Here is a 22461-nt window from a genome sequence, read left to right on the forward strand (position 1 = left end):
GCAATAAATAAAATGCCTCCTGCTAATGAGAACCATAGTGAGAGAAAGCTATATCGATTAATAGAGAACACCTCCTTACATAGATGATAATGTGAAAAATTCCATATTAAAAGGACAATCTTTTGCTTTTTCTTATAATGCGAGTACAATGTAGAATAGCAAGAAAAGACGAAAAGTATTTACAGGATTATTGCGTACGTGTAGCGTAAATGGCAGTAAGGAACTGAGAGGAGGTTTTTTCTCTGAATATAAATAAAGAAACGATCATCCACCTTTATCATACAAACGATATACATAGTCATTTTGAAAATTGGCCGCAAATTTCTCGGTTTGTACTAGGGGAGAAAAAGCGAAGACAGGAAGCGGGAGAGACTGTTTTAACTGTGGATATTGGCGATCATGTGGATCGTTTTCATAGTATTTCGGAAGCGACAAATGGACTTGGGAATACGAAGCTTTTAAATGAGGCGTTATATGATTATGTAACGATCGGAAATAATGAAGGAATTACATTGGCGAAGGAGCATTTGAATCGTCTATATGATGATGCTGGGTTTGAGGTGCTCGTAGCGAATTTATTTGAAAAAGAAGGTGTACGTCCGGCGTGGGCGCAGCCTTATAAATTACATACAACGACAGATGGGATTACGATTGCCTTTATTGGATTAACGGTAGCTTATCCAGAGTTTTATGAAATGCTCGATTGGCATATTGAAGATCCAATCATCCATTTAGAATCTATTTTAGAAGAAGTAAAGGATACAGCTCACATTACGGTTGTGCTTTCTCATCTTGGAAAAAGTATGGATGAGTATATGGCGGAGCATTATGATATAGATGTTATTTTAGGGGCACATACGCATCATTTATTTGAGCGCGGTGTTCTTGTGGATAATACTTTGCTTTGCTGTTGTGAAAAGTGGGGGCATTACGTCGGTCACGTTCAGCTTACTGTGGATAAAGAGACGAAGAGACTGTTGAAAAAAGACGGTAGAGCGATTAAGACAGAACGGTTAGGTGCTTATAGCGAGCCGTTATCCACAATTGAAATGCTAAAGGAAGAAAGTAAACAGATAATGGCTGAGCCTGTCGTTCATTTAAAAGAATCATTGCCGGTTGATTGGTTTAAGGAGACGATGTTTTCTCATATGTTGGCAAGTGCACTTAAAGAGTGGTGTAATGCGGATGTTGGGATGGTGAACGCTGGTGTACTTCTTGAGGGATTAAATGAAGGTGTTGTGACGCGCGGAGATATTCATCGAATTTGTCCACATCCAATTAATCCATGTCTATTAAAAGTACCAGGGAAAACGTTAAGAGAAGTTATTTTGAAAGCGCGCCGCCCGAATATGGAGAATCTTGAGGTGAAAGGATTCGGATTTCGCGGAAAAGTAATGGGGAAAATGATTTACGATGGGTTGGAAGTGATTCCAGATACGATTCCAGGGAATAAAATTTTACTAGAAGATGTATTGATTAACGGCGAATCGCTGGAATTAGACCGTATATATACGGTAGGAACGATTGATATGTTTACATTCGGATACTTATACCCAGAGCTATCCACACTTTCTGACAAACAATATTATATGCCAGAATTACTTAGAGATGTACTAACAGACATGTTGATAACTTATACATCTTCAGTCAAACTATAGGCTAGTTAACTTGTAACACTCATTTTTCTCTTGTCATAAAGATAAGAAAGAGAGGAGTGTGAACTATGGTTAATGTAGAGCCAATTATAATTGATAACTATACGTTCATTGCTGTTAGCGTAAAACTTCCAAAGACAAATTTGCTAGCTGTAATGAGCGATAAAGGATATATTATGTGCGGTGCTCTAGATGTAGGTCTTTTAAATGAGAAGTTAGGCGATCGAGGAATTATTGCTGGCCGTGCGGTTGGTGTAAGAACGATTGAACAACTTCTTGAAGCACCGCTGGAATCAGTAACGATTGAAGCCGAAGCTTTAGGCATTCCGGTAGGCACAATCGGAAAAGATGCACTATTAAAAATGAGATAAGCATATATCGTCCCTCCTTCTTGCATAGAAATAATATAAGAAGGAGGGTTTTCTTATGAGCATATTTCGTTCGAAAAATTCGCGGTTTCGAAGGGGACCGATTTCCTTTCGGTATATACTGCTTATTTCGTTTATTATTTTTATCGTAATGGTAGTTCAAGGTTTATGGATTGTAAATAAAAGTATTCAGCCAACGTTAATTAAGTATGGGGAAACAGAGACGCATAAAATGGCAACAGCAGTTATGACGAAAGCGGTAAAAGACCGAATTAATGAAGGGTTTGATGTAGATTCATTAATGAAAGTACAAACGGATAAGAACGGGAAAGTATCTACAATTGATTTAAATACAAAACAAGTAAACGAAATATTAACATCGACTACTGCATACATAGAGAAATATTTACAACAAGTAGAAAAAGGGGATACGAAAGCACTTGGTATTTTTGAAGAGAATGGGGTATCTATGTCAGTTCCTTTTGGGCGCATAACCGATAATGCGCTTCTTGGTAATATAGGGCCGGATATTCCGATTAATTTTACGCCAATTGGTCATGTGAATACGGATATTAAACAGTTAGTTGAGCCACAAGGAATTAATAATACAGCGATCAAAATTATTATGGAAGTGGAAGTGACGTTACAAGTTATGATTCCGTTACGCACGAAAGAAATTAAAGTGAAGCAAAACATTCCGATTGCGACGCGCATCGTTCAAGGTGAAGTACCTACTTATTACGGAAGTGGCGGAGTTGTTGTACCAGATAAAAAGAAAACGGATAGTTAGTGAATATAAAGTGAAACTTTAATCAGTGGGGGGGCTTCGTCCTCCACTGATTATTAGCCTTCACAAATCGGGCTTTTACGGGCAGTAAGGCCCCCACCGAACTTCTTTGCTTTCGCTGAATTTTGAGGTAGGGGTCTTACTGCCCACAAATAGCGGGATAAAAAATAACCGTAGCAATTCGCTACGGTTATCGTTTTGTATTTGCTCGTTCTTTTCGTTCCCAAAGGCTTAAATGCATGTATGGATCGAAAGCCCATTCGGTATAGCCATTGTCTTTATACATGCCGAAATGTAAGTGAGGCGGGAACTTTCCAGCTGTACCAGGAGGACCATAACCAGTACTACCGACAAATCCAATTACTTTTCCTGGTTCGACAATTTGTCCGAGCTGTATTTCTTTAGAGAACCCACCTAAATGAGCGTAATAGTGGTAATTATTATGAAGGTCACGAATACCAATGCGCCATCCACCAAGACGATTCCATCCTTTTGTTTCAATAACGCCATAGCAAGTTGATCGTACTGGTACGCCATATCCAGCAAAAATATCGGTTCCTTCATGAATCCTCCTGCCGCCAAAACTTCTACCAGCACCAAAAGTACTACGATAGCTATGGTCACTGCGAATAGGGAGGGGGAAAGCATTTCCTTCTAAATTAATGCGTCCATAATGTTTATAAATTCGGGCGTATTCTGTAATCAATTCAACTGTTTTTGCACGTCTATAATATTCCCAAAGCATAATGTTAATACGTTCTTCTGACGTTCCTTGTTTCTTTAAAATAGTTGCTGCTGTATACAGAAGATCACGATCGTTATTTGCATTTGCAAATCCATCTTTGTCACCATCTAAACCCATTCCGCCAAATAGAGAAATCGTATGGGGGAGAGTATCAGTACTATTAACAGGTCCAGCCCATATTTCAGGTTTGAAATAAAGGGAAATGATGGCATCTGGTTTTTTCGGAATATCTTTTCTAACGCTCCGTATGTTTCTTTCGTATTGATCCATTGCAGCTAAGTAATACCACGGAATACTTGAAGATTGCTCAGTTTCTTTATATAGTGCCATGCGCTTTTCATATATGCTTTGCTGATTATCTTCACCGTAAGCGATGTTTTGGTGGAGAAGAAAGCAAATCGAAAGCAAAAGAGAAATTTTTCGAAGCATGAAATAGACTCCTTTCACAACATCACTCTTTTTAGTGTGGGATATACGGAGTATTTCATTATAGGGAACGATTGGAAAAAATCTTAGAATCTTCATTTGAGCAAATCGCTTTCATACGTTAGAATAGATATGTTACATTGAAAGAAGCGAACACGGTAAACTATTTCATATTGTGCGGAGTTGATAACCATGACAAAACAAACAGAGTATAAGCGCAAGCCCGAATGGTTGAAAATTAAGTTAAACACGAATGAAAACTATACAGGCTTAAAGAAAATGATGCGTTCTAAGAATCTTCATACCGTTTGTGAAGAGGCCAAATGTCCGAATATTCATGAATGCTGGGCTGTAAGGAAAACAGCAACATTTATGATCTTAGGTGCGGTTTGTACACGTGCTTGTCGTTTTTGTGCAGTTAAAACAGGCTTGCCAACTGAGCTTGATTTACAAGAGCCAGAACGCGTAGCAGATTCTGTAGTACAAATGGGCTTAAAGCACGTTGTTATAACAGCGGTTGCACGTGATGATTTAAAAGACGGCGGAGCAGCTGTTTTTGCTGAAACAGTACGTGCTGTACGTCGTAAAAACCCATTCACATCTATCGAAGTATTACCATCTGATATGGCTGGGGTAGAAGAAAACTTAAAAATGTTAATGGATGCAAAACCAGATATTTTGAACCATAACATTGAAACAGTACGTCGATTATCTAACCGAGTTCGCGCTAGAGCAAAGTATGACCGTTCATTAGAGTTTTTACGTCGAGCAAAAGAAATGCAGCCTGATATTCCAACTAAATCGAGCATTATGGTGGGCTTAGGTGAAACAAGAGAAGATTTAATTGAAGCAATGGATGACTTACGTGCAAACAATGTGGATATTTTAACTCTTGGACAATACCTACAACCATCTAAGAAGCATTTACCAGTTCTTAAATATTACCCACCAGCAGAATTTGCAGAGCTTAAAGAAATTGCACTTAGCAAAGGATTTAGCCACTGTGAAGCTGGTCCACTTGTACGTTCTTCTTATCATGCGGATGAGCAAGTACGTTCTGCGAAAGAAAAAGTAGCAGAAGCGAAATAATGAAAAAGGAGAGCTAATATTAGCTCTCCTTTTTCTTATACTCTAAAACAGTATTTTGACACGTTGATAAAATTCTTTTTAATTCCTCTGTGGATAATTCAATTGTAAATTCAGGTACACCAGGTGTGATTAAAACTTTCTTGTAAGTATAAATTGAACTGTCCACAATAATCGTTACATCTTGTGAATAACCGAAAGGAGCTACACATCCTGGCGTGCAACCAGTCTCTTCTCTGAGCTCATCAGGAGAACAGAGAGATAAGCTTTCTCCTGTTATTTCTTTCATCTCTCCTCGGTTGAGGCGAGTTCCCTCTAACGTAAAGAATACGTAATACGCCCCGGCTTTTGATTTTAAAAATAGGCTTTTACTTGGCGTACCTTGTAAGCCGAGCCTTTCACGAACGATGCGATCAGTCTCATAGTCAAGTACTGGCTCGTGTTCAAACTTTTCATAAGAAGCATTTGTTTTATGTAGTAAAGAAAGTACGTCTTCGTACATATTGAATGATACCCCTCTCTATGTTTTACTGCAGTCCTAGCATATCTTCTCGCAGTGTCAACTGAATGTATTGGAAAGGGATATTACTTGGATGGCGCTTCCCATAATCGTTGTATGATAGATTGTTCATCAAGTGTAATTTCATAAATATCAGGATTCGTTAAAGTTTTCCATTCGTCAAAGCCAATAGTATGATCAAAGTGCTTTAAAATTAATGTGAGTAAGTTGCCGTGTGTAACGAGTAATGTTGTGTCATGCTCTAGTGTTAAAACTTCCTGAATAAGTGAGATGGCACGGTCTGTTGCTTGTTTTGTTGACTCTCCGCCCGAAAAGGCAATATCTATATTGGTAAAAGTGTATTCTAGTTTTTGAAGCCAATCATCCATTGAAACAGTACTTAATATACGTTCTGCTAACCGTTCATCTTCTTGAATAGATAAATTAGCTTGGAGGGCATATGGCCGAATAGAATCGATAGCTCGGACAAATGGGCTTGAAATAATATGATCTATTTGTAGATGATTTTCCATGAGGAATGTAGCAACGGTGTTTGATTGGTCTCTTCCTATGTTTGTTAATTCGGCGTTACGCTCTTGTCCAGTTGCTGAACAATGCCTGATTACAATAATTTTCTTCATATTTCATCCCCATCTTTCAAGTTGACGATATATACTTCGACAAATGTGGAAAAAATTCCTTTTTCTTGGAAAGGGCATAGTGATCTAAGTATGTGGAAAAGTAATGTGGATAAATGAAAATTTGAGGTGCAATTATGAAAAAAATGATATGCATTGTATTCAGTATTTGTTTTCTCATACAATTGTCCACAACATATGCACAATCAAATCAAAACTTAGAATACCCGAGCAATCAAAATAAATCGTTTGTGAATGAAGATCTATTTTATGAACAGTTAGATAAGAAGGTTTATAAGGAATACAAAAATGCAACATATAGCGTTCGTAAAAAAATCTTATTTAAAGAAGTACAAGATGCAGAATTTACCTTCCGACAAAAAACAGCTGTCGGCTGTCGAAGTAGAGTGGTGCTTCAAGATTCGTTTATTCATCCTGATCGCCAAGTTTATTTTTTTGGATCCTTTTCTCAAGATGAAGTAGAGGAGTTGCATAAATATATAGTTATAGATGCAGAAACAAAGAAGGAACTTCGAGGTGGCCGAAGTTATCACTGTTACGAAAATCCACATAAAAAATAAACCACCAATTTTGGTGGTTTATTTTTTACTCTGCTGTACGCACTAATTTCTCTTTCATTTTACGAATAAGAATGAAACCACCAATCGCGAAGAGAAGAGTAATTCCTTCTGCGAAAAAGATGTTAATCATTTTTGTTTGGTAAAGTGCTGCGAAAAAGTCTACAAGTGCGTGGAATAGTATAGCGTATACGAGGAAAATGTATTTCTTTTGTTTTACCGCGTATACGACAAGCATTGTGAAGGCAATTTGCAGTACTAATGCCATAATTCTTTCTAGGCTACCAAGTAAGTAAAAATAGGCAGGTTGCTCTATTAACAAGTCCTTGATATGGCTCAACTGTGGGTATTGTTCAACCATTTGAGCGAAGCTACCATTGTTAATAGATGTTGCAAAGGTAAGAGTTTGAAGCCCAGCGAATCCGCCGACTAAAATCGATTCAATACCGCCGTGTCCAATTCCGTACGCAAGACCGTCCTTATAATCTCGATATTTTTTCAGTAAGTAGTAAAAGGCAACGAAACGACCTAGTTCTTCAAAAATACCAGCAGTCAATCCACCATATATTGCGAAAATAAATGGGTTTTCTAAAATTGGACCTATTGTTGGATTACCACGCATGAATAATTGGAATGGTGTTTCGAGAATTTGGGTAAACCCGATAAAGATAAGGACACCAACGCCAACTATTTTCCAATTAATATTATATTTCTTACGGAAATAAACGAGTACAATAATTGGGACCAGAACCGAAACAACGAGTTGAATTATGATACTGGCAATTACAGTATTTGAAACCATACTTTCACCGCTTTCTAATGTATGTACATATATATTATGCATGAAATGTAGGAGAATGTGGAGAGATGAATCTTTCAAATACAAAATGAAATTTTTATTGACTCTAACGTTGCGTCATACTTTATCCTATGTATTAAGGGGGAGATACGCATGACAATGAGGGTAAAAGAAGTAGCTGATTTAGTTGGAATTAGTGTGCGCACACTGCATCATTACGATGAAATTGGGTTGTTAACCCCAGATGAGACGACAGAGTCTGGATATCGTCTGTATTCCAATGAAAATTTAGAAACGTTGCAGCAAATTTTATTTTTTAAAGAGCTTGGCTTCCCTTTAAAGAAGATTAAGGAGATTATCATGAGTCCTTCATTCGACCGTGAAGAGGCATTACAGCTTCATAAGAAAATGCTTCTTGAAAAGCGGGCTAGATTGGATAAAGTGATAGCGACGATTAATAAAACAATTCAGCATACAAAAGGAGAGATTGAGATGACGAATAAAGAGAAATTTGAAGGATTTGATTTTAGTCATAATCCGTATGAAGAAGAAGCACGTGAACGATGGGGAGATGAGGCTGTAGATAAAGCGAATAAAACAGCGAAGGGTATGTCTACAGAGAAACAGGAGGAGTTTAATAACATTTACAGAAATCTAGCAACACTTCGAAATGGAGCACCGGATTCTAAAGAGGCGCAATCAGCAATTGGAGTATGGTACGATTACTTGCAAAACTTCGGTGAATATTCATTAGAGGCCTTTAAGGGACTCGGTCAAATGTATGTTGCTGATGAGCGCTTTACGAAAAATATCGATAAGTTTGGCGGGGGATTAGCGCAGTTTATGTGTGATGCGATGGAGGTTTATGCGGATCGTAAGAAATAGTAAAAAGGTGGAGGTTTTCTCCACCTTTTTATTTTTTAATCATATTATTCAAAGTTTGATCCCCCGTATTGTTCAAATGAGGATTTTTGCTCATTTCACGTTTTAACATATCAAGACTTTGTTCATATTCTTTATCGTTTAAGCTACCAGATTGGAGACCTTGAATTTGAGAAATCAACTTTTGGTTTGTTGATACATATGCTTTATAATAGCGAGGGACGATGGACAAAGCTGTTTTATATACTTGATCTGTTACGAGTTTTGGGTCCGTTGTGTTGGCACGGTATACAACGAACACTTCGTCGTCGGTAACGAGTGTAGCGGCATTGGTGACGTCAGGAAGTTTGACTGTCATGCTCGTAATCATTTCGGCGACTTTCTCACGGTTAATAGCGCCTACTTGTTTGTTAGATACTTCATGCTTCTGTTTAGAAGAATAACCGACTCTAGTTAACCTTGTATTTGTGTTTTCCGTATGATACATGTCGTTTTTGTTGGAAACAAGAACACGACTTCCTTCTTCACGCTCCATTTCGGCTTTATTAGTTGATTGGCAGCCTGCAAATAAGGAAAGAGTGAGAAGAGAGAGGATAATTTGCTTTTTCACGATGTATCACCTCCTTCTCCATAGCATGCACTAATTTTCAATTTTTTGTATTTGAAATTGTTGGTTGTTATGCTTTGTGATACGATAAAAAGAAGAATGCTTAGAGAGGAAGTTCATAATGGAGCAAAAGCAAGAGATTCATACTACGGTGAGCGTTAATAATGTTCAGTACGAAGTAATTAAAAACTTTCGTGACGGTTTTAGTGAAGAAGCATTTAAAGAGCGCTATGCAGAAATTTTAAATAAATATGATTATATCGTTGGAGACTGGGGTTACGAGCAACTTAGATTGCGCGGTTTCTTTGATGATAGTAATCAACGTTCGACATATGATACGAAAATTAGTACTTTATCAGAGTATTTATACGAGTACTGTAACTTCGGTTGTGCACACTTTGTATTACGAAAAGTGAAGAAATGAAAAAATCCTCTTACGATTGTAAGAGGATTTTTTCATAGCAGTTATACCAATTATGAGGAGGCTGTTTACTTTTGAAATAAACAGCACCTCGGCAAATATAATTGTTTGTTTCATATAGGCTTAATGAAACGGGATTACCTGTAAAACAATCTAGGCGTATTCCAGTGTAGGTGTTTTGTGTTGCTTCGTTTTCCCAAAAGGATAATAGTACTTTGCTATAGCCTTTTCCTTGTACGAGCGGATGGATGACAAAAGAGTGGACGATAAGAAAGCGTCCGTCTGTTTCTGACCAGTCAATTAGTTTGTATTCTGGAGACTGTGCTTCGTTTAAGACGACGGCGCCGACAAGTACTTGGTCTTGGAATAGACAATACAATTCGGCTTGTTCTAGATGATAGGAAATGTGTTCTCGCGTCGGATAAGAATCATCCCATTGATAAATTTTGTTCTGTAAGAGTGCTTCTTTGCATGCTGTATACATCACATCTAATTCGTCCAATAAATCAATTGTGCCTTTTCTTATTTTTAGCATAATCGTCTCCTTTATAAACAAATTGAGATGAAATCACCTTCAGTGAGTGTTGTGTTTGGTTTCAGGTGTCGTCCGTTTAACTGAATACGATCATTTTTAATTTTATCCACAATGGCAGCGCGGCTCCAATCTGAAATATATGTGGATAACACTTTATCAATTCGGTGGGAACCAAAAACTATGTCTAATACGATTGTTATTTCGGCTATACCACTTTCTTTGTATTGTGTAATGGAAATGGTAGTACTTGTTTCAGTTTGTTCTTGCTGAGCCATATCGACAGTTTCGACATGATCAGCAAATGATTTATAAATGTGGAGCTTTTGGTTCCACGTATGATTTTTCGGACATTTATAAATTGCAAATCGGTATATGTTTTTTCCATTTGCGTTATGCCTGCGAATGTTCGTATCAGTAAAAAGGGTAGTACGTCTGCAATTTTTACAATATCTTTCGATTGTGGATAACTCGTTTTCATATAAACTCCAAGAAAGTTGTACTTTCTGCATTTTCCTTCACCTCTTATATTAGTGGCAAAGGAACGTAATACAGCTATTTGGATGTCTTGTAGTATGAAGACATGAGAAGTAGACAAAAATAAAAGGAGATTCCCCCAAGAGGAACCTCCGTAAACATCATACTACAGATGCGTTACGTTCCTTCGTAATGGGAATGGGCAGACTACTCCCTTGAAAAAGCACGGTGCTTTTTTGAGAGTAATGCTATCCAATTGCTGGTCCATTACAAAGTAAATGTTGGCATAAGTAGATAACGTCCTTTCTATCCAAATAGATTTGTTCATAAGTATAACATATAAGATTGAAAATTCAAAAATCAATCTGTGAAAAAACACCAGCTAAAATAGCTGGTGCACCAGATAAATTATATAAGTTCAAATAAAAATGAGCGTAATTCTTCTGCATTTTCCTCAGACATAGAAAATGCATGCTCTAAGTAGCCTGGTTCGTTTAAATCGTCAGGACCGATGATAGCAAATTTGTTGCTCTGCATATCAAGGACTATCGTTTTACCGTAATGACGATCGGAGTATAGAAGCGCTAAATCATGACGCTCATTTTCCCCCAGAAAGCTAACGAAACGAGTTTTTGTAGCGACTGTATCGTCGTACAGAAAGAAACGTTCTTCCATACACATGGCTCCTTTATTAAATATCTAAGTTTAAGTGTGGTTTATGATCTAAATGGTGATGCGTTTTAATGAATCGTACCGTTCTTGTTTTGTAACGCATAACGATAGAATATGTTTCAGCTAAATCTCCGCCAAGGAATTTCACGCCGTCTAATAACTCACCAGCAGATACACCTGTTGCTGAGAAGATTGCGTCATCACCAGATACTAAGTCATCTAACATAAGAAGTTGACGAGGATCTTCTAATCCCATTTCACGACAACGAGCTTCTTCTTCTTCGTTCATTGGAACTAAGCGAGCTTGCATTTCACCTTCAAGGCATTTTAATGCTGCTGCAGAAATAACGCCTTCTGGAGCTCCGCCTACACCTACGAATAAGTCGATACCTGTTCCAGGTAAAGCTGTAGCGATTGATGCACCAACATCTCCATCACCAAATAATTTTACGCGTGCACCTTTTGCACGAACACGGTCAATAATATCTTGATGACGTTCACGTTCTTGGATGATAACCGTTAGGTCACGAATTTTTTTATTGTTTGCTTCTGCTACAATATCAATTGTTTTTTCAATTGGATCATCTAAGCTAATTTTACCAGCTGCTTTTGGACCAACCGCGATTTTTTCCATGTACATATCCGGAGCATGAAGAAGGTTTCCTTTATCTGCGATTGCGATAACTGCCATTGCATTTGCAAGGCCTTTCGCAACGATGTTTGTACCTTCTAACGGGTCAACGGCGATATCTACTTCTGGACCGTTACCTGTTCCTAGTTCTTCACCAATATACAACATCGGTGCTTCATCAAGTTCTCCTTCACCGATTACAACTGTACCTGCCATGTTTACTGAATCGAACATATCACGCATAGCTGTAGTTGCTGCATCATCTGCTTCGTTTTTCTTTCCGCGGCCCATCCACTGTGCGGATGCTAAGGCTGCTGCTTCTGTTACACGGACAATTTCTAGTGCGAGTTCACGTTCCAAGGTTGCATTCCTCCAATTTCAAAAATCATACAAATATAACTATAACAAATAACGAGGAAAAGGTGAATTCGAAAAATTGTCGATTTTTTCAGAAGAAAGCGTTACAATTAAAATGTAAATGCTTTAATTTCCAGGTAGGTGACATTCATGTACTTCGTAGACAGAAAGAAAATAGAACAAATGCTAGTATGTTTAGAACGAGCAACAAATACATTTCAAGAGAAAAAGACATATGAAACCGAGTTTGAATTCTACGCATTAGAGCGCATGGCGCACCTTATTATCGATTGTATATTAGATGTAGGGAATGCGATGATTGATGGATTTATTATGCGCGATCCAGGAAGTTACGAAGATATTATTGATATTTTAATGGACGAGAGAGTTATAAGTGGAGAAGAGGGAGCGCATATTAAAGAAATTATTCTTCTTCGAAAAATGCTTACGCAAGATTATATTCAAATGAATCATGATGAATTATATAAGACGATTCAAAAACATATCGCCGTGGTAGAGAAATACCCAGCGAATATTCACAGTTATTTAGAAAAGGAATTAGGGCCTGTATCTGCATTTGTACCAGAATAATTGTGCTTATAAGATCCCCGGGGATTCCTTTGGGGATCTTATATTGTATATGAGAAAAGGGAGAAGGGCGAGTTATGGGGAAAGCACGTACGACGAAAGAAGAGATTGTACAATTGTTGAAGGTAAAGGGCGAGCATACTGTAGCAGAATTAGCCGAAGCTTTAGAAATTACGGAAATGGCAATTCGAAGACATTTAAGTAATCTTGAGAAAGATGAGCTGATTTATTCAAAGATGCTAAGGCAGCATGTTGGACGACCAACATATTTGTATGGATTAAGTCAAAAGGGAGAAGATACATTCCCGAAAGAGTATAAGCAGTTTGCTATTGAAATACTAGATGATTTAGCTCGAATGGGCGATGAAAAAATGCTTCGTTACGTTTTACAAGCGAGAACGAAACGAATGGAAGAGCAGTTGCAAAAGAAGATAAGTAATCAAAGTAATTTAGCGTATAAAGTACAGGAAATAGCTGCTATGCAAGAGAAAAATGGTTATATGGTTCAAATAAAGAGAGATGGGGATCGCTCTTTCATACTTGAAAAGCAAAACTGTCCGTTAAAGGAAATAGCGGAGAAATTCCCGCAAGTGTGTGAAGATGAAAAAGATATGTACAAGCGATTATTTGTAGATGCAAATGTGAAGACGTTAACGAACATGTGCGTGGGCGATTGTAATTGTTCGTATCAAATAAAAGAGAAAAAATGAACGTTATGGGACGCTTTAGGGTAAAGCGTTTTTTTCTTTTGAAAAAGGGGTTAATATAAGAGTGGTATGATAGGTGAGAACGTTAGCATAGAAGGAGAGACAAATAGATGTATAAAGGTTATTTAATTGACTTAGACGGTACGATGTATCGCGGTGAAGAACAAATTGAAGAAGCAAGCGATTTCGTAAAAGCATTAGGAGAACGCGGTATTCCATATTTATTCGTTACAAATAACTCAACTCGTAAACCAGAACAAGTTGCAGAAAAACTTGTTCGTTTCGATATTCCAGCGAAAGCGGAGCAAGTATTCACAACGAGCATGGCTACAGCGAACTTTATTTATGAGCGCAAACAAGATGCAACTGTATATATGATTGGTGAAGAGGGCTTACATGCTGCTCTTGTGGAAAAAGGATTTGAAATTGTGGATGAAAATCCTGATTTCGTCGTTGTTGGTTTAGATCGCGATATCACATATGAAAAGTTAGCAAAAGCATGTCTTGCTGTGCGTAACGGTGCAACGTTTATTTCAACAAATGGGGATATCGCAATTCCGACCGAGCGCGGATTATTACCGGGTAACGGTTCATTAACATCAGTTGTAGCAGTATCAACAGGTGTGGATCCAATCTTTATTGGAAAACCAGAATCAATCATTATGGAACAAGCGTTAAAAGTGCTTGGCGTAGGAAAAGAAGAAGCTTTAATGGTTGGGGATAACTACGATACAGATATTTTAGCGGGGATAAATGCTGGTATGCATACCCTTATTGTCCACACTGGAGTAACAACTGTGGAGAAGTTAACAGAATATGAAGTACAACCGACGCAAGTTGTGCATAACTTGACGGAGTGGATTGAGAAGATGTAATGAAATGCAGGTAACCGGAGCGGTTGCCTGTTTTTTTATGCACAATTGCATATGTACTATAGGTATATAAAATGTAAAATTTACATGTAATGATATGAAAGGGAGGGAATAAGAATGTACTGGATGTCATGCATTATGTTTGTTTTTACATTATGTGTTTTGTTCTTTGTTCTATGGAAGATATATAAAATAAATGAAATGAAAAAAAGCGCGGGAAAACTTATTGCAACATATCCTCGGGTGAAGCGACGTTGGATTGCATTACTTGGACCAGCGTACTTCATCGGGCAATGTATGTATATATATGCTCAGTACATAAGTGGTGATATTGGTACAGTTGAACAGTTTCTCGTTCAGTTAGGTATTCATGCTGTAGCAAGTTGTTTTATGACTTTAATAGCTATCTATCTTATTAAAAGTGTACAAATATATGACAAAGGTGTAATAGACGGATTAAACTTTTATTCATACGAAGAATTAAAAGGCTATAAAACATCAACATGGGAAAATCCAAAAGAAAATATATTTTTATATCGCGGGCGAGAAAAAATGAATGACAATGTAAATTTACTTATTAGACAGGAAGATATGAATGAATTAGAAAGTATACTTCAAAGATATATTCCGAAATTGATGATGAAATAAAAAACTCCGGTTGTTATAACCGGAGTTTTTTATTAAAATGCACGATTCACAACGTCTTTAACTTCTTCAAGATATTGTTTACGCACACTGTCATCCACAGAAGGAACACTTGTATAGAATGTATGCTCAAGTGTTTCAATGCCTGTAAATTCAAAAATACCAACATCCGCTGTTTTCTTCATTGCGTCAAACATACCGCCTGCTGTGTATGCTTCTTTCGTATTACCCATTGTAGATAATAACAATCCTTTTTTACCGCTTAATAACTTTTCAATGCCACTTTCACCGTAAGCATAAGCGAAGCCGTGGCTAAATACACGGTCAACATATCCTTTTAAAATAGCAGGAAGTCCTGCCCACCAAACGGGGTAAATGAATGTAATGCTATCAGCCCAAGAGATATGCTCTTGTTCTTCTTTGATATCTTCTGGTGTATTTCCTTGAGAAAATGAGATGAAATCGGAAGCACCTAATACTGGATTGAAATTTAATTCGTATAGATCACGAACGCGTACTTCATGCCCTTTTCCTTCTAATTCACTTTTTACAGTTTCTAAAATTGCATGGTTGAAGCTTTCTGTATTCGGGTGTGCATAAACGATCACATGTTTCATTGTTCTTCCTCCTAATTGTGGATATGTGAATAGTTTTTATATATCCGTGTAACTATTATGGTTACTTCCGTTGCGAGAGTCAACTTTTCTGACGTGAGAAATAAAGTGAAATTTTAATCGGTGGGGGGTGTCCATCCCGCACTGATTATTTGCTCACACTAATCGGGCACTTACTGCCGGTTAATATAAATGTTAGTATGTGACAAAAAAATACAAAATAGTAGGGGTTTTGCATTTTCGAATAGAATATATAGATTGGTAAATAGAGAGAAAAGGGGATATCGGGATGAATATTATTGAAATTGAAGGGTTAGAAAAATCGTTTGATATTGGGGATAGTAAAGTAAAGATCTTAAAAGATATTAATGTTCAAATTCAAAAAGGTGACTTTGTTTGTATTATGGGGGCAAGTGGATCGGGTAAAACGACTTTACTTCAGCTGTTAGGTGGATTAGATATTCCATCGGTAGGTAGTATTCGAGTTGATGGTACGGAGATTTCAACATTAAAAGAAAAAGAGCTCGCTTTATTTAGAAGGCATAAAATCGGTTTTATTTTTCAGCAGTTTAATTTAATTCCAGTGTTTAATGCGGAGGAAAATGTAGGTCTGCCTTTACTATTAGATAATGTTTCGCAAAAGAAGGCAACGGTGACAGCAAATCGTTTATTAGAGCTCGTTGGATTGAAAGGAAAAGAAAAGCATTTACCAGCACAGTTATCAGGTGGGCAACAGCAAAGGGTTGCGATAGCAAGAGCTTTTGCAAATGAGCCAGCCATTATATTAGCGGATGAACCAACAGGGGCATTAGATTCAGAAAATAGCAAAAATATAATCGCGGCCCTTCGTAATGCATGCGATGAGTTAGGACAAACGGCTGTCATTGTAACGCACGATCCATTCGTAGCAGCCCATGCAGATAAAGTTGTTTTCTTACTAGATGGTGAAGTGATTCACGAACATGCAGAGAGTAAAGGATGGAAATTCCGTAATATTCAGCAGCAAGTTACTCACATTCAAGAAATTATGAATCATCACTTTAAAGTAGGAGGTAAAGGTGATGCGCTGGGTAATTAAGTATGCGGTGAAATCGATGAAACAAAATTGGTTGCGAAATATGTTGATTGCCCTCGGTGCAGCTTTAGGTGTTATGTTAGCGACGATGTTATTACTAGGTAATCAATCAGTAGAGCAAAGTGTGAAGGAACAAGTAGTAAGTCGGTATGGAGATTATAATTTACAATTTGGCTATATAAAAAATGATATGTATTTAAATAATGAAAGTTTAAAAGGAATAGACGGCTTAGAAAATGCTGAAAAAATATCAAAAGCACTTATACCGTATCCTTTTCCACATTATAAAGAATTATCGGGAAAGCCATCTTATTGGGGTGTTGAGCAAGATTCTCCAGAAATGCATTCTTATAAAATATTAGAAGGACGATATCCGAAAGAAGGTGCTGAAGTAGCACTGACAAAAGGGTATACAGATCGTGAAAATATACGGGTAGGAGATACGATTAAACTGCCATTCCCGCAGCATGGTGAAAAGGCTGTGAAAGTTGTCGGTATTTTAAATCCACCGTTAATGGCGTCAATGGGGCATAGTGCTTATTTTCCAATCCATTGGCTTCAAAAAGAATTAAATTTACCAAATCAATTCAATCTCGTTCAAGTGAAAGTACAAGATGTAAATATGAAAAAAGCAATTGCTTTTGATGTACATAAAAAGATTGAAAATATAAAGGTGGACCAACGTACTTATGTAGATAAGGCATTTGAACGACTAAATGTAATGAAGCCATTAATTTTTAGTTTAGGTGGTATTGCCTTATTTGTTGTAGCCCTTTTAATAATGGGAAGTTTCTTCTTATCTGTCAGAAGTCGATTTAAGCAATGGGCATTATTACGTGCACTTGGTAGTAATCCAAATCAAATTATATTAGTCGTTTTATTAGAGGCTTTATGTATTGGGGCAATCGGATCACTAGCAGGAGTTATTCTTGGAGCAGGTACGCAAAAAATCGCCGCATCATTTATTAATAAATGGGTGAATATTGAGGGTGCAGGGAAAGAATCATTCTCGATTTCAGGCGAGATTTTACTCATTACGTTTTTACTAGGAATTGTTATGTCTATCATAGGGGCTATTATACCAGCCTTCATGGTTAGAAAGATTCCACCAGTTCAAGCGCTTAGGCCAGGTCTTCCTAGTAATGAGAAAAAAGAAAAAAGGTGGAGTGCTTTTAGTTGTAGCATTTTAATCATTGGTACTGTTATTGGACTAACGGGTAACGTATTAGAGCGGTATATCGGTTTTAATCCAAGTGCGATAGGTGCGCTGTTATTTGCGGTCGGTTTGTTATTTGCGATTCCGTTATTTATTCGGATGATAGCACCAGTGATTGCAAAACCACTTCAAATGATATTACGAATTGAAACGACGATTAGTAGCCGAAATGTAATTCGTTATCGGAATAAGGCAGCTGTGTCTGTTGCTATACTAGCATTTGGTTTTATGTTAGCACTTGTTGGAACAATGTATATAAACTCTATTTACGAGGGCATGAAAGATGGGTTACAAAAACATTTACCAGCTGATTTAGTAATAAGAATTCCAATAGAGTCGCAAAGTACTGAAGTATTACCATTTAGTTGGATGGAGAAGGTTAAAAAAATTGATGGTGTAGAAGAGAGCGTAGCAAATGTTACTGACTTTACAGCGAAGCTTATAAATTATGATTTTAAAAAAGCGGATCAAGAGTGGTATGAAAATGTGAGGAAAGATGATTTTGAATATGATGTGATAGAGGTTGTGGGGAATGATATTGTTGCTTATCAAAAAGTAACAAAAGCGAAAGTGATTACAGGACGAGATTTAAATAAGCCATTACAAGATGGTGAGGGAGTCGTTACGAAGAGAACTGCTAAAACATTAGGGATTCAGTTGCATGATACGATTGAAGTACAAGGAAAAGGGAAAGAAAAACAAACGATTAAAGTCGTTTCGATTATTGAGCAAGGATTAAGGGGAAGAGGATTAGACATTTTCGTAAATGAACAATGGGCTCGTGATAAGTTTCACGTGCAAGGATATGAAGCAATTCAAGTTATGACAAATTCTAATCAATCATTTGAAGAGATTAAGAAGCAAGTAAAACAAATTACAAATAATAAAGAGAACGTAGAAGTTATTAATAGCCATGATTTATTAAAAGAACAGGAGCAGTTATTATCGCAAATGATGATGTTAATTCGCTTGTTAGTTGTAATTGTTTTCATTATTTCTGGTATAGGGTTAATGAATGCGATTGTCTCAAGTTTACATGAAAGACGTGCTGAAATTAGTATGATTCGTGCGGTAGGAGCTATTCCGAAGCAAATGAGACGGATTGTTTTATTAGAGGGAACTTTACTTGGAGCGATAGCTGGTTGTATTGGCATTTTTGGTGGGATTTTGTTTAGTTATATTGTGTTATCAAGCTTAGATCTAACGGTTATTATCATTCCGTATAATCAAGTTTTCATGTTAGCTCTAGCTAGTCTAGTGCTCGGAGCGGGAGCGGCAATGATTGCTTCATTACAATTAAGAAAGTTCAAATTAAGTGATACTTTAAAGGAATTATCGGCATAAAAGATTGCTATATCCCGCTCATACAAAGTACAAAGAAGACGAATAAAATGATAACAATACCGATACCGAAGTTAAATACGAGAGTACTATCCATATATGTAACCTCCTTGTTTGAAAGTAAAAAGCACTCTGGCTGGAGTGCTTTTTATTATCCGAATCTGTCGCAACGAACGCCGCAACATATAGAAAGGGAATAATGCGTTTAAAGAGTTATATTAATTTATGCATTTATTTTGTAAATGAGCAGGTCCTTCTCAGGTATAGAAAAAAAGACACTCTTTCGAGTGTCTTTCATGATGACAACATGTGCCAATTGCTTGAATTTGATAAGACGTTAATTTTCCGGTTAACGGTCTTTCTTAATCAAGAAGTGTAACAACAGCGATTCAAATAAATTTTAGCATTTTTTAAATGGGTGTGCGCATGCAATTATGCATATTGTAATTAGAGGGAAATTGAATGTGAAAAATGAATGAGTAAATATATATAGAATATTTGATGAGGAGCGAGAGGAATGGAAATACATAAATTAACAGAGGAAGAAGCGAATGAGATAAATATGTGGACGTATGAGGAACCGTACAATTTATATAGTTTTTCAGGAGAGGCTGAAGGAATAGAAGAGTTGCTAGATGGGACGTATTACGGTTGTTGTGATGAGAAGGGAGAATTTATCGGCTATTTTTGTTTTGGAGAAAATGCACAAGTTCCAGGCGGAAGAGATGCCAATTTATATGCGGGAGAAGATGTTGTAGATATCGGACTTGGAATGAAGCCAGATTTAACAGGGAAAGGGATGGGGGAAATATTTTTTCAAGCGGGAATAGCATTTGCTACTGAGGAATTGAATTCGAAAATGTTTCGACTGAGTGTAGCGACATTTAATGAGAGAGCGATTAGGCTATATAAAAATATTGGATTTCAAGTAGGACCTTTTTTTTGGAGCCGTGGAAGAGAGTTTATGCTTATGGAATATGAAAGGCCGTCAGTATGAAACTGACGGCCTAGACACGTTACTCTGAATGCTCAGCACGGTGCGCTAAACGGCTTGAAGCAGCGGCAGCGATTCCGCCAACGATATCATCAAGGAATGTGTGCACCTTTCCAGTTGATTTATCATTTAAGTATTCTAAAATACCTGGTTTTAATTTATCGATATATCCAAAGTTCGTGAAACCGATAGAACCGTACACGTTAACGATAGAAAGCGCGATGACTTCATCAATGCCATATAGTCCTTCATCGCGTTTTACGATATCTTGTAACGGCGCGCTTAACATTCCCTTTTCAGCAAGGACATCAAGTTCAATGCCTGTAATAAGTGCGTTTTGTACTTCTCGTTTTGATAGTACACGCTCAACGTTATAGCGACATTCTGACATCTCTAAATTTGCATGGTATTTCTTTTGAAGAAAATGAACAAGTTCAGCAATATCGTCAATTGTTACACCGCGTTCTTGTAATAGTTGTAATGCTCTTTCTTGTAGTTGATTTGAGTCTTTCATGTTTATCACCTTTTTTTCTTTTTAGTATTTGTATACGTTTCGTTGCTTTATCATGTGCATAGGAATGAAAGGCGAGCACAAGCTCATATATATAAAGAAAAACCATAGGTGGCGACTGCGATGATTCAGCATATTTATGAGCATTATCACATGCATGTTAAAGAATTAATCCCCCTTGGCCCCTATAAAAGCTTTTGGATTCGCAACAAAATTTATGTACTTGTTCCAATTGGAGAAATGGAGGAAGAAGTACTTGTAGAGATGAAAAAGCTCAGTGATTATATGAACCAGCAAGGGGATATAACTGTTGCGACTTTCGTTCCGACTATACACGGCTACCATGTAAGTGAGATAGAAGAAAAAAATTACTGCTTATTAAAAGGTATGCGTATGTTAGAGCGACATGCTACATCATTAGGAAGTGAGCTTTCTATATTCCATAAACGTGGTGCATTCTTTCCAGAAGAAGTTGAGCAATTAAGCCGCATTGGCGAATGGAAAGCATTATGGGAAAAAAGGCTCGACCAATTAGAAAGATTTTGGCAATCGCAAGTGATGAACCATCCTTCAGACGTATTCGATCAATTGTTTATTGAATCCTTCCCATATTACTTAGGAGTTGCAGAAAATGCAATCCAATATGTTGTCGATACAGAAATGGACGATACACCACAAATAACTGACGCAGCAACAATTTGCCAAGAACGATTTACACCTCTATTATGGCATCAAACGAAGCGCTTAAAACTTCCTTTTGATTGGGTATATGATCACCCAAGTAGGGATATAGCAGAATGTATTCGCTATATGATGATAGAAAAAAAGAAAGATTGGGAGCAAACGGTAGTTCAATTCATTACAGACTATGAACGTAATTATTCGCTCTCTTCATTTGGTTGGCGCTTATTATTCGCAAGGCTTCTGTTCCCGCTTCACTACTTTGAAACGGTTGAACGATATTATCAAACAGGAAACGAAGAACAAAAAGGCATCTATAGAGCTCGTTTAGAAATCATTTTACATGATGTGAAGCGCACTGAGCAATTTATGAATCATTTTTACGAGTCATTTCGTTTACCAGTTGATAAGTTAGGCATTAGGAAATTAGATTGGCTATCTTAAAAGTATAAAAAAGAGGCCAATTGAGGTCTCTTTTTTATACCACAACAGATACCCGTGTCTATCTTTATATAATAAGAAGCTATGCTCCTACTTTTTGATCTGTACATATAGTTAAAATAATGTGGTGTCTTTCAATTTTTTCATTTACCTTTTTTAATAATTCTTGTTGTATTTCTTTAAATAAAAATTGATAGCTCGTATTCCATGTCGGTATAACGGGTGAAAGACTTAATAAATATTCTTTTTTCTGTTCTAATTCTTGAATTGTTACAAAAGTACTCCCTATTTTTGGCATACGTCGTCCCCCTATGTTTTTCGCTTTATATGTGTGAACGATTCACTATATATTAATTATCGCATTTTTTGAGAAGGATTTCCAATTTTGTTTTATGATGTTAATAGTGTAGGGGAGTATGTCTTGTTTGCGTACAAAAAAAGAGACCAAATTTGGTCTCTTTTCTTAGAAGTAGCTTTGAACGAGCCGCTTCTGCTTTTAGATAATGTCTAGCTCCAGCGGCTAAAATATTCGGTGGCTTCGCTTCTTCCGCCGAGGCAAAAAGCGCCTCTATGTCAGAAGCTCCATCCCCCTCACATTTTGAACGAGCCGCTTCTG

The 22461-nt window shown here is 37.1% G+C and carries 28 protein-coding genes; 15 read left to right on the top strand and 13 right to left on the bottom strand.

The genetic code is table 11. The annotated features are described in order from the left end of the window. The first annotated feature begins 266 nt into the window (after window positions 1-266). From V7038_RS01625 to yunB, 3 genes are all read left to right on the top strand, one after another. Window positions 267-1658: a bifunctional metallophosphatase/5'-nucleotidase gene (locus V7038_RS01625; RefSeq protein ID WP_081339825.1), complete on the top strand. Its 1392-nt coding sequence runs from the start codon at window positions 267-269 to the stop codon at window positions 1656-1658. A gap of 65 nt (window positions 1659-1723) precedes the next feature. Then, window positions 1724-2026 (top strand): YunC family protein, encoded by a 303-nt coding sequence (locus V7038_RS01630; protein WP_002112658.1) that lies wholly within the window; start codon window positions 1724-1726, stop codon window positions 2024-2026. A gap of 55 nt (window positions 2027-2081) precedes the next feature. Next, window positions 2082-2813 carry a sporulation protein YunB gene (gene yunB / locus V7038_RS01635; RefSeq protein ID WP_002112657.1) on the top strand — a complete coding sequence of 244 codons (732 nt, stop codon included), beginning with the start codon at window positions 2082-2084 and terminating at the stop codon, window positions 2811-2813. Window positions 2814-3000: 187 nt separating this feature from the next. Here yunB and V7038_RS01640 read toward each other — a convergent pair whose 3' ends face one another. Next, the gene (locus V7038_RS01640; protein ID WP_002112655.1) at window positions 3001-3984 is read right to left on the bottom strand and encodes a M23 family metallopeptidase; all 984 of its coding nucleotides are present in this window, start codon (window positions 3982-3984) and stop codon (window positions 3001-3003) included. Between the two features lie 189 nt (window positions 3985-4173). Here V7038_RS01640 and lipA point away from each other — a divergent pair, with 189 nt between their 5' ends. Continuing rightward, window positions 4174-5070 (top strand): lipoyl synthase, encoded by an 897-nt coding sequence (lipA, locus tag V7038_RS01645; protein ID WP_002112653.1) that lies wholly within the window; start codon window positions 4174-4176, stop codon window positions 5068-5070. 19 nt (window positions 5071-5089) lie between these two features. Here lipA and V7038_RS01650 read toward each other — a convergent pair whose 3' ends face one another. Together V7038_RS01650 and V7038_RS01655 are read right to left on the bottom strand one after the other, a co-directional pair. Then, window positions 5090-5569 (bottom strand): YbaK/EbsC family protein, encoded by a 480-nt coding sequence (locus V7038_RS01650; RefSeq protein WP_002160000.1) that lies wholly within the window; start codon window positions 5567-5569, stop codon window positions 5090-5092. 83 nt (window positions 5570-5652) lie between these two features. Beyond that, window positions 5653-6207, bottom strand: coding sequence for a histidine phosphatase family protein (locus V7038_RS01655; RefSeq protein WP_002112650.1), 555 nt, complete (start codon window positions 6205-6207; stop codon window positions 5653-5655). Window positions 6208-6341: 134 nt separating this feature from the next. On the opposite strand from V7038_RS01655, the gene V7038_RS01660 reads away from it, so the two are divergent. Next, window positions 6342-6785 (top strand): hypothetical protein, encoded by a 444-nt coding sequence (locus V7038_RS01660; RefSeq protein WP_070129124.1) that lies wholly within the window; start codon window positions 6342-6344, stop codon window positions 6783-6785. A gap of 25 nt (window positions 6786-6810) precedes the next feature. On the opposite strand, the gene V7038_RS01665 is transcribed toward V7038_RS01660, so the two are convergent. Continuing rightward, window positions 6811-7626, bottom strand: coding sequence for a YhfC family intramembrane metalloprotease (locus V7038_RS01665; RefSeq protein WP_070129123.1), 816 nt, complete (start codon window positions 7624-7626; stop codon window positions 6811-6813). Between the two features lie 108 nt (window positions 7627-7734). Here V7038_RS01665 and V7038_RS01670 point away from each other — a divergent pair, with 108 nt between their 5' ends. Beyond that, complete coding sequence (locus tag V7038_RS01670) at window positions 7735-8466, top strand: MerR family transcriptional regulator (RefSeq protein WP_070129122.1); 732 nt, start codon at window positions 7735-7737, stop codon at window positions 8464-8466. 28 nt (window positions 8467-8494) lie between these two features. Here the strand turns inward: V7038_RS01670 and V7038_RS01675 are convergent, their stop codons facing one another. Further along, window positions 8495-9073: a YhcN/YlaJ family sporulation lipoprotein gene (locus V7038_RS01675; protein WP_002112644.1), complete on the bottom strand. Its 579-nt coding sequence runs from the start codon at window positions 9071-9073 to the stop codon at window positions 8495-8497. Window positions 9074-9191: 118 nt separating this feature from the next. Here V7038_RS01675 and V7038_RS01680 point away from each other — a divergent pair, with 118 nt between their 5' ends. Next, window positions 9192-9494, top strand: a complete 303-nt coding sequence (locus tag V7038_RS01680; protein WP_000435944.1) for a YutD family protein — start codon at window positions 9192-9194, stop codon at window positions 9492-9494. Window positions 9495-9504: 10 nt separating this feature from the next. On the opposite strand, the gene V7038_RS01685 is transcribed toward V7038_RS01680, so the two are convergent. The 4 genes from V7038_RS01685 to glpX all read right to left on the bottom strand — a co-directional run bounded on the left by V7038_RS01685 (window position 9505) and on the right by glpX (window position 12163). After that, window positions 9505-10026, bottom strand: a complete 522-nt coding sequence (locus V7038_RS01685) for a GNAT family N-acetyltransferase (protein WP_335468871.1) — start codon at window positions 10024-10026, stop codon at window positions 9505-9507. Between the two features lie 11 nt (window positions 10027-10037). Beyond that, window positions 10038-10535, bottom strand: a complete 498-nt coding sequence (locus V7038_RS01690) for a cytoplasmic protein (RefSeq protein ID WP_335468874.1) — start codon at window positions 10533-10535, stop codon at window positions 10038-10040. A 373-nt stretch (window positions 10536-10908) separates the two neighbouring features. Continuing rightward, window positions 10909-11175, bottom strand: coding sequence for a DUF3055 domain-containing protein (locus tag V7038_RS01695; RefSeq protein ID WP_002112635.1), 267 nt, complete (start codon window positions 11173-11175; stop codon window positions 10909-10911). A gap of 16 nt (window positions 11176-11191) precedes the next feature. After that, the gene (glpX, locus tag V7038_RS01700; RefSeq protein ID WP_002015911.1) at window positions 11192-12163 is read right to left on the bottom strand and encodes a class II fructose-bisphosphatase; all 972 of its coding nucleotides are present in this window, start codon (window positions 12161-12163) and stop codon (window positions 11192-11194) included. A gap of 147 nt (window positions 12164-12310) precedes the next feature. On the opposite strand from glpX, the gene V7038_RS01705 reads away from it, so the two are divergent. From V7038_RS01705 to V7038_RS01720, 4 genes are all read left to right on the top strand, one after another. Beyond that, a complete protein-coding gene (locus tag V7038_RS01705; protein WP_002015910.1) occupies window positions 12311-12751 on the top strand; it encodes a DUF86 domain-containing protein in 441 nt (146 codons plus the stop codon). A 74-nt stretch (window positions 12752-12825) separates the two neighbouring features. Continuing rightward, window positions 12826-13458: a helix-turn-helix transcriptional regulator gene (locus V7038_RS01710; protein ID WP_335468878.1), complete on the top strand. Its 633-nt coding sequence runs from the start codon at window positions 12826-12828 to the stop codon at window positions 13456-13458. Between the two features lie 107 nt (window positions 13459-13565). After that, a complete protein-coding gene (locus tag V7038_RS01715) occupies window positions 13566-14330 on the top strand; it encodes a TIGR01457 family HAD-type hydrolase (protein ID WP_002112633.1) in 765 nt (254 codons plus the stop codon). A gap of 114 nt (window positions 14331-14444) precedes the next feature. After that, a complete protein-coding gene (locus V7038_RS01720; protein WP_335468880.1) occupies window positions 14445-14975 on the top strand; it encodes an iron ABC transporter substrate-binding protein in 531 nt (176 codons plus the stop codon). Between the two features lie 32 nt (window positions 14976-15007). On the opposite strand, the gene V7038_RS01725 is transcribed toward V7038_RS01720, so the two are convergent. After that, entirely contained in the window at window positions 15008-15589 is a 582-nt protein-coding gene (locus tag V7038_RS01725; RefSeq protein ID WP_016106522.1) for an NAD(P)H-dependent oxidoreductase, read from the bottom strand. A 286-nt stretch (window positions 15590-15875) separates the two neighbouring features. Between V7038_RS01725 and V7038_RS01730 the strand changes: the two genes are divergently transcribed. From V7038_RS01730 to V7038_RS01740, 3 genes are all read left to right on the top strand, one after another. Beyond that, a complete protein-coding gene (locus tag V7038_RS01730) occupies window positions 15876-16664 on the top strand; it encodes an ABC transporter ATP-binding protein (RefSeq protein WP_002112630.1) in 789 nt (262 codons plus the stop codon). Beyond that, a complete protein-coding gene (locus V7038_RS01735) occupies window positions 16648-19221 on the top strand; it encodes an FtsX-like permease family protein (RefSeq protein WP_002112629.1) in 2574 nt (857 codons plus the stop codon). Before V7038_RS01730 ends, V7038_RS01735 begins: the two co-directional genes overlap by 17 nt. Window positions 19222-19735: 514 nt before the next feature. After that, a complete protein-coding gene (locus V7038_RS01740) occupies window positions 19736-20215 on the top strand; it encodes a GNAT family N-acetyltransferase (RefSeq protein WP_070140084.1) in 480 nt (159 codons plus the stop codon). A gap of 19 nt (window positions 20216-20234) precedes the next feature. Here the strand turns inward: V7038_RS01740 and V7038_RS01745 are convergent, their stop codons facing one another. After that, window positions 20235-20726 (bottom strand): phosphatidylglycerophosphatase A family protein, encoded by a 492-nt coding sequence (locus V7038_RS01745; RefSeq protein WP_002089340.1) that lies wholly within the window; start codon window positions 20724-20726, stop codon window positions 20235-20237. A 120-nt stretch (window positions 20727-20846) separates the two neighbouring features. Between V7038_RS01745 and yutH the strand changes: the two genes are divergently transcribed. Then, window positions 20847-21848 carry a spore coat putative kinase YutH gene (gene yutH, locus V7038_RS01750; protein WP_002198965.1) on the top strand — a complete coding sequence of 334 codons (1002 nt, stop codon included), beginning with the start codon at window positions 20847-20849 and terminating at the stop codon, window positions 21846-21848. A gap of 79 nt (window positions 21849-21927) precedes the next feature. Here the strand turns inward: yutH and V7038_RS01755 are convergent, their stop codons facing one another. Together V7038_RS01755 and V7038_RS01760 are read right to left on the bottom strand one after the other, a co-directional pair. Next, window positions 21928-22143: a hypothetical protein gene (locus V7038_RS01755; protein ID WP_002068096.1), complete on the bottom strand. Its 216-nt coding sequence runs from the start codon at window positions 22141-22143 to the stop codon at window positions 21928-21930. Between the two features lie 100 nt (window positions 22144-22243). Beyond that, window positions 22244-22461 (bottom strand): hypothetical protein (locus V7038_RS01760; protein WP_335468890.1); only part of this gene is annotated, 218 nt, incomplete at its 5' end.

Source organism: Bacillus sp. JJ783, assembly GCF_036963225.1.
GTDB classification, from domain to species: domain Bacteria; phylum Bacillota; class Bacilli; order Bacillales; family Bacillaceae_G; genus Bacillus_A; species Bacillus_A cereus_U.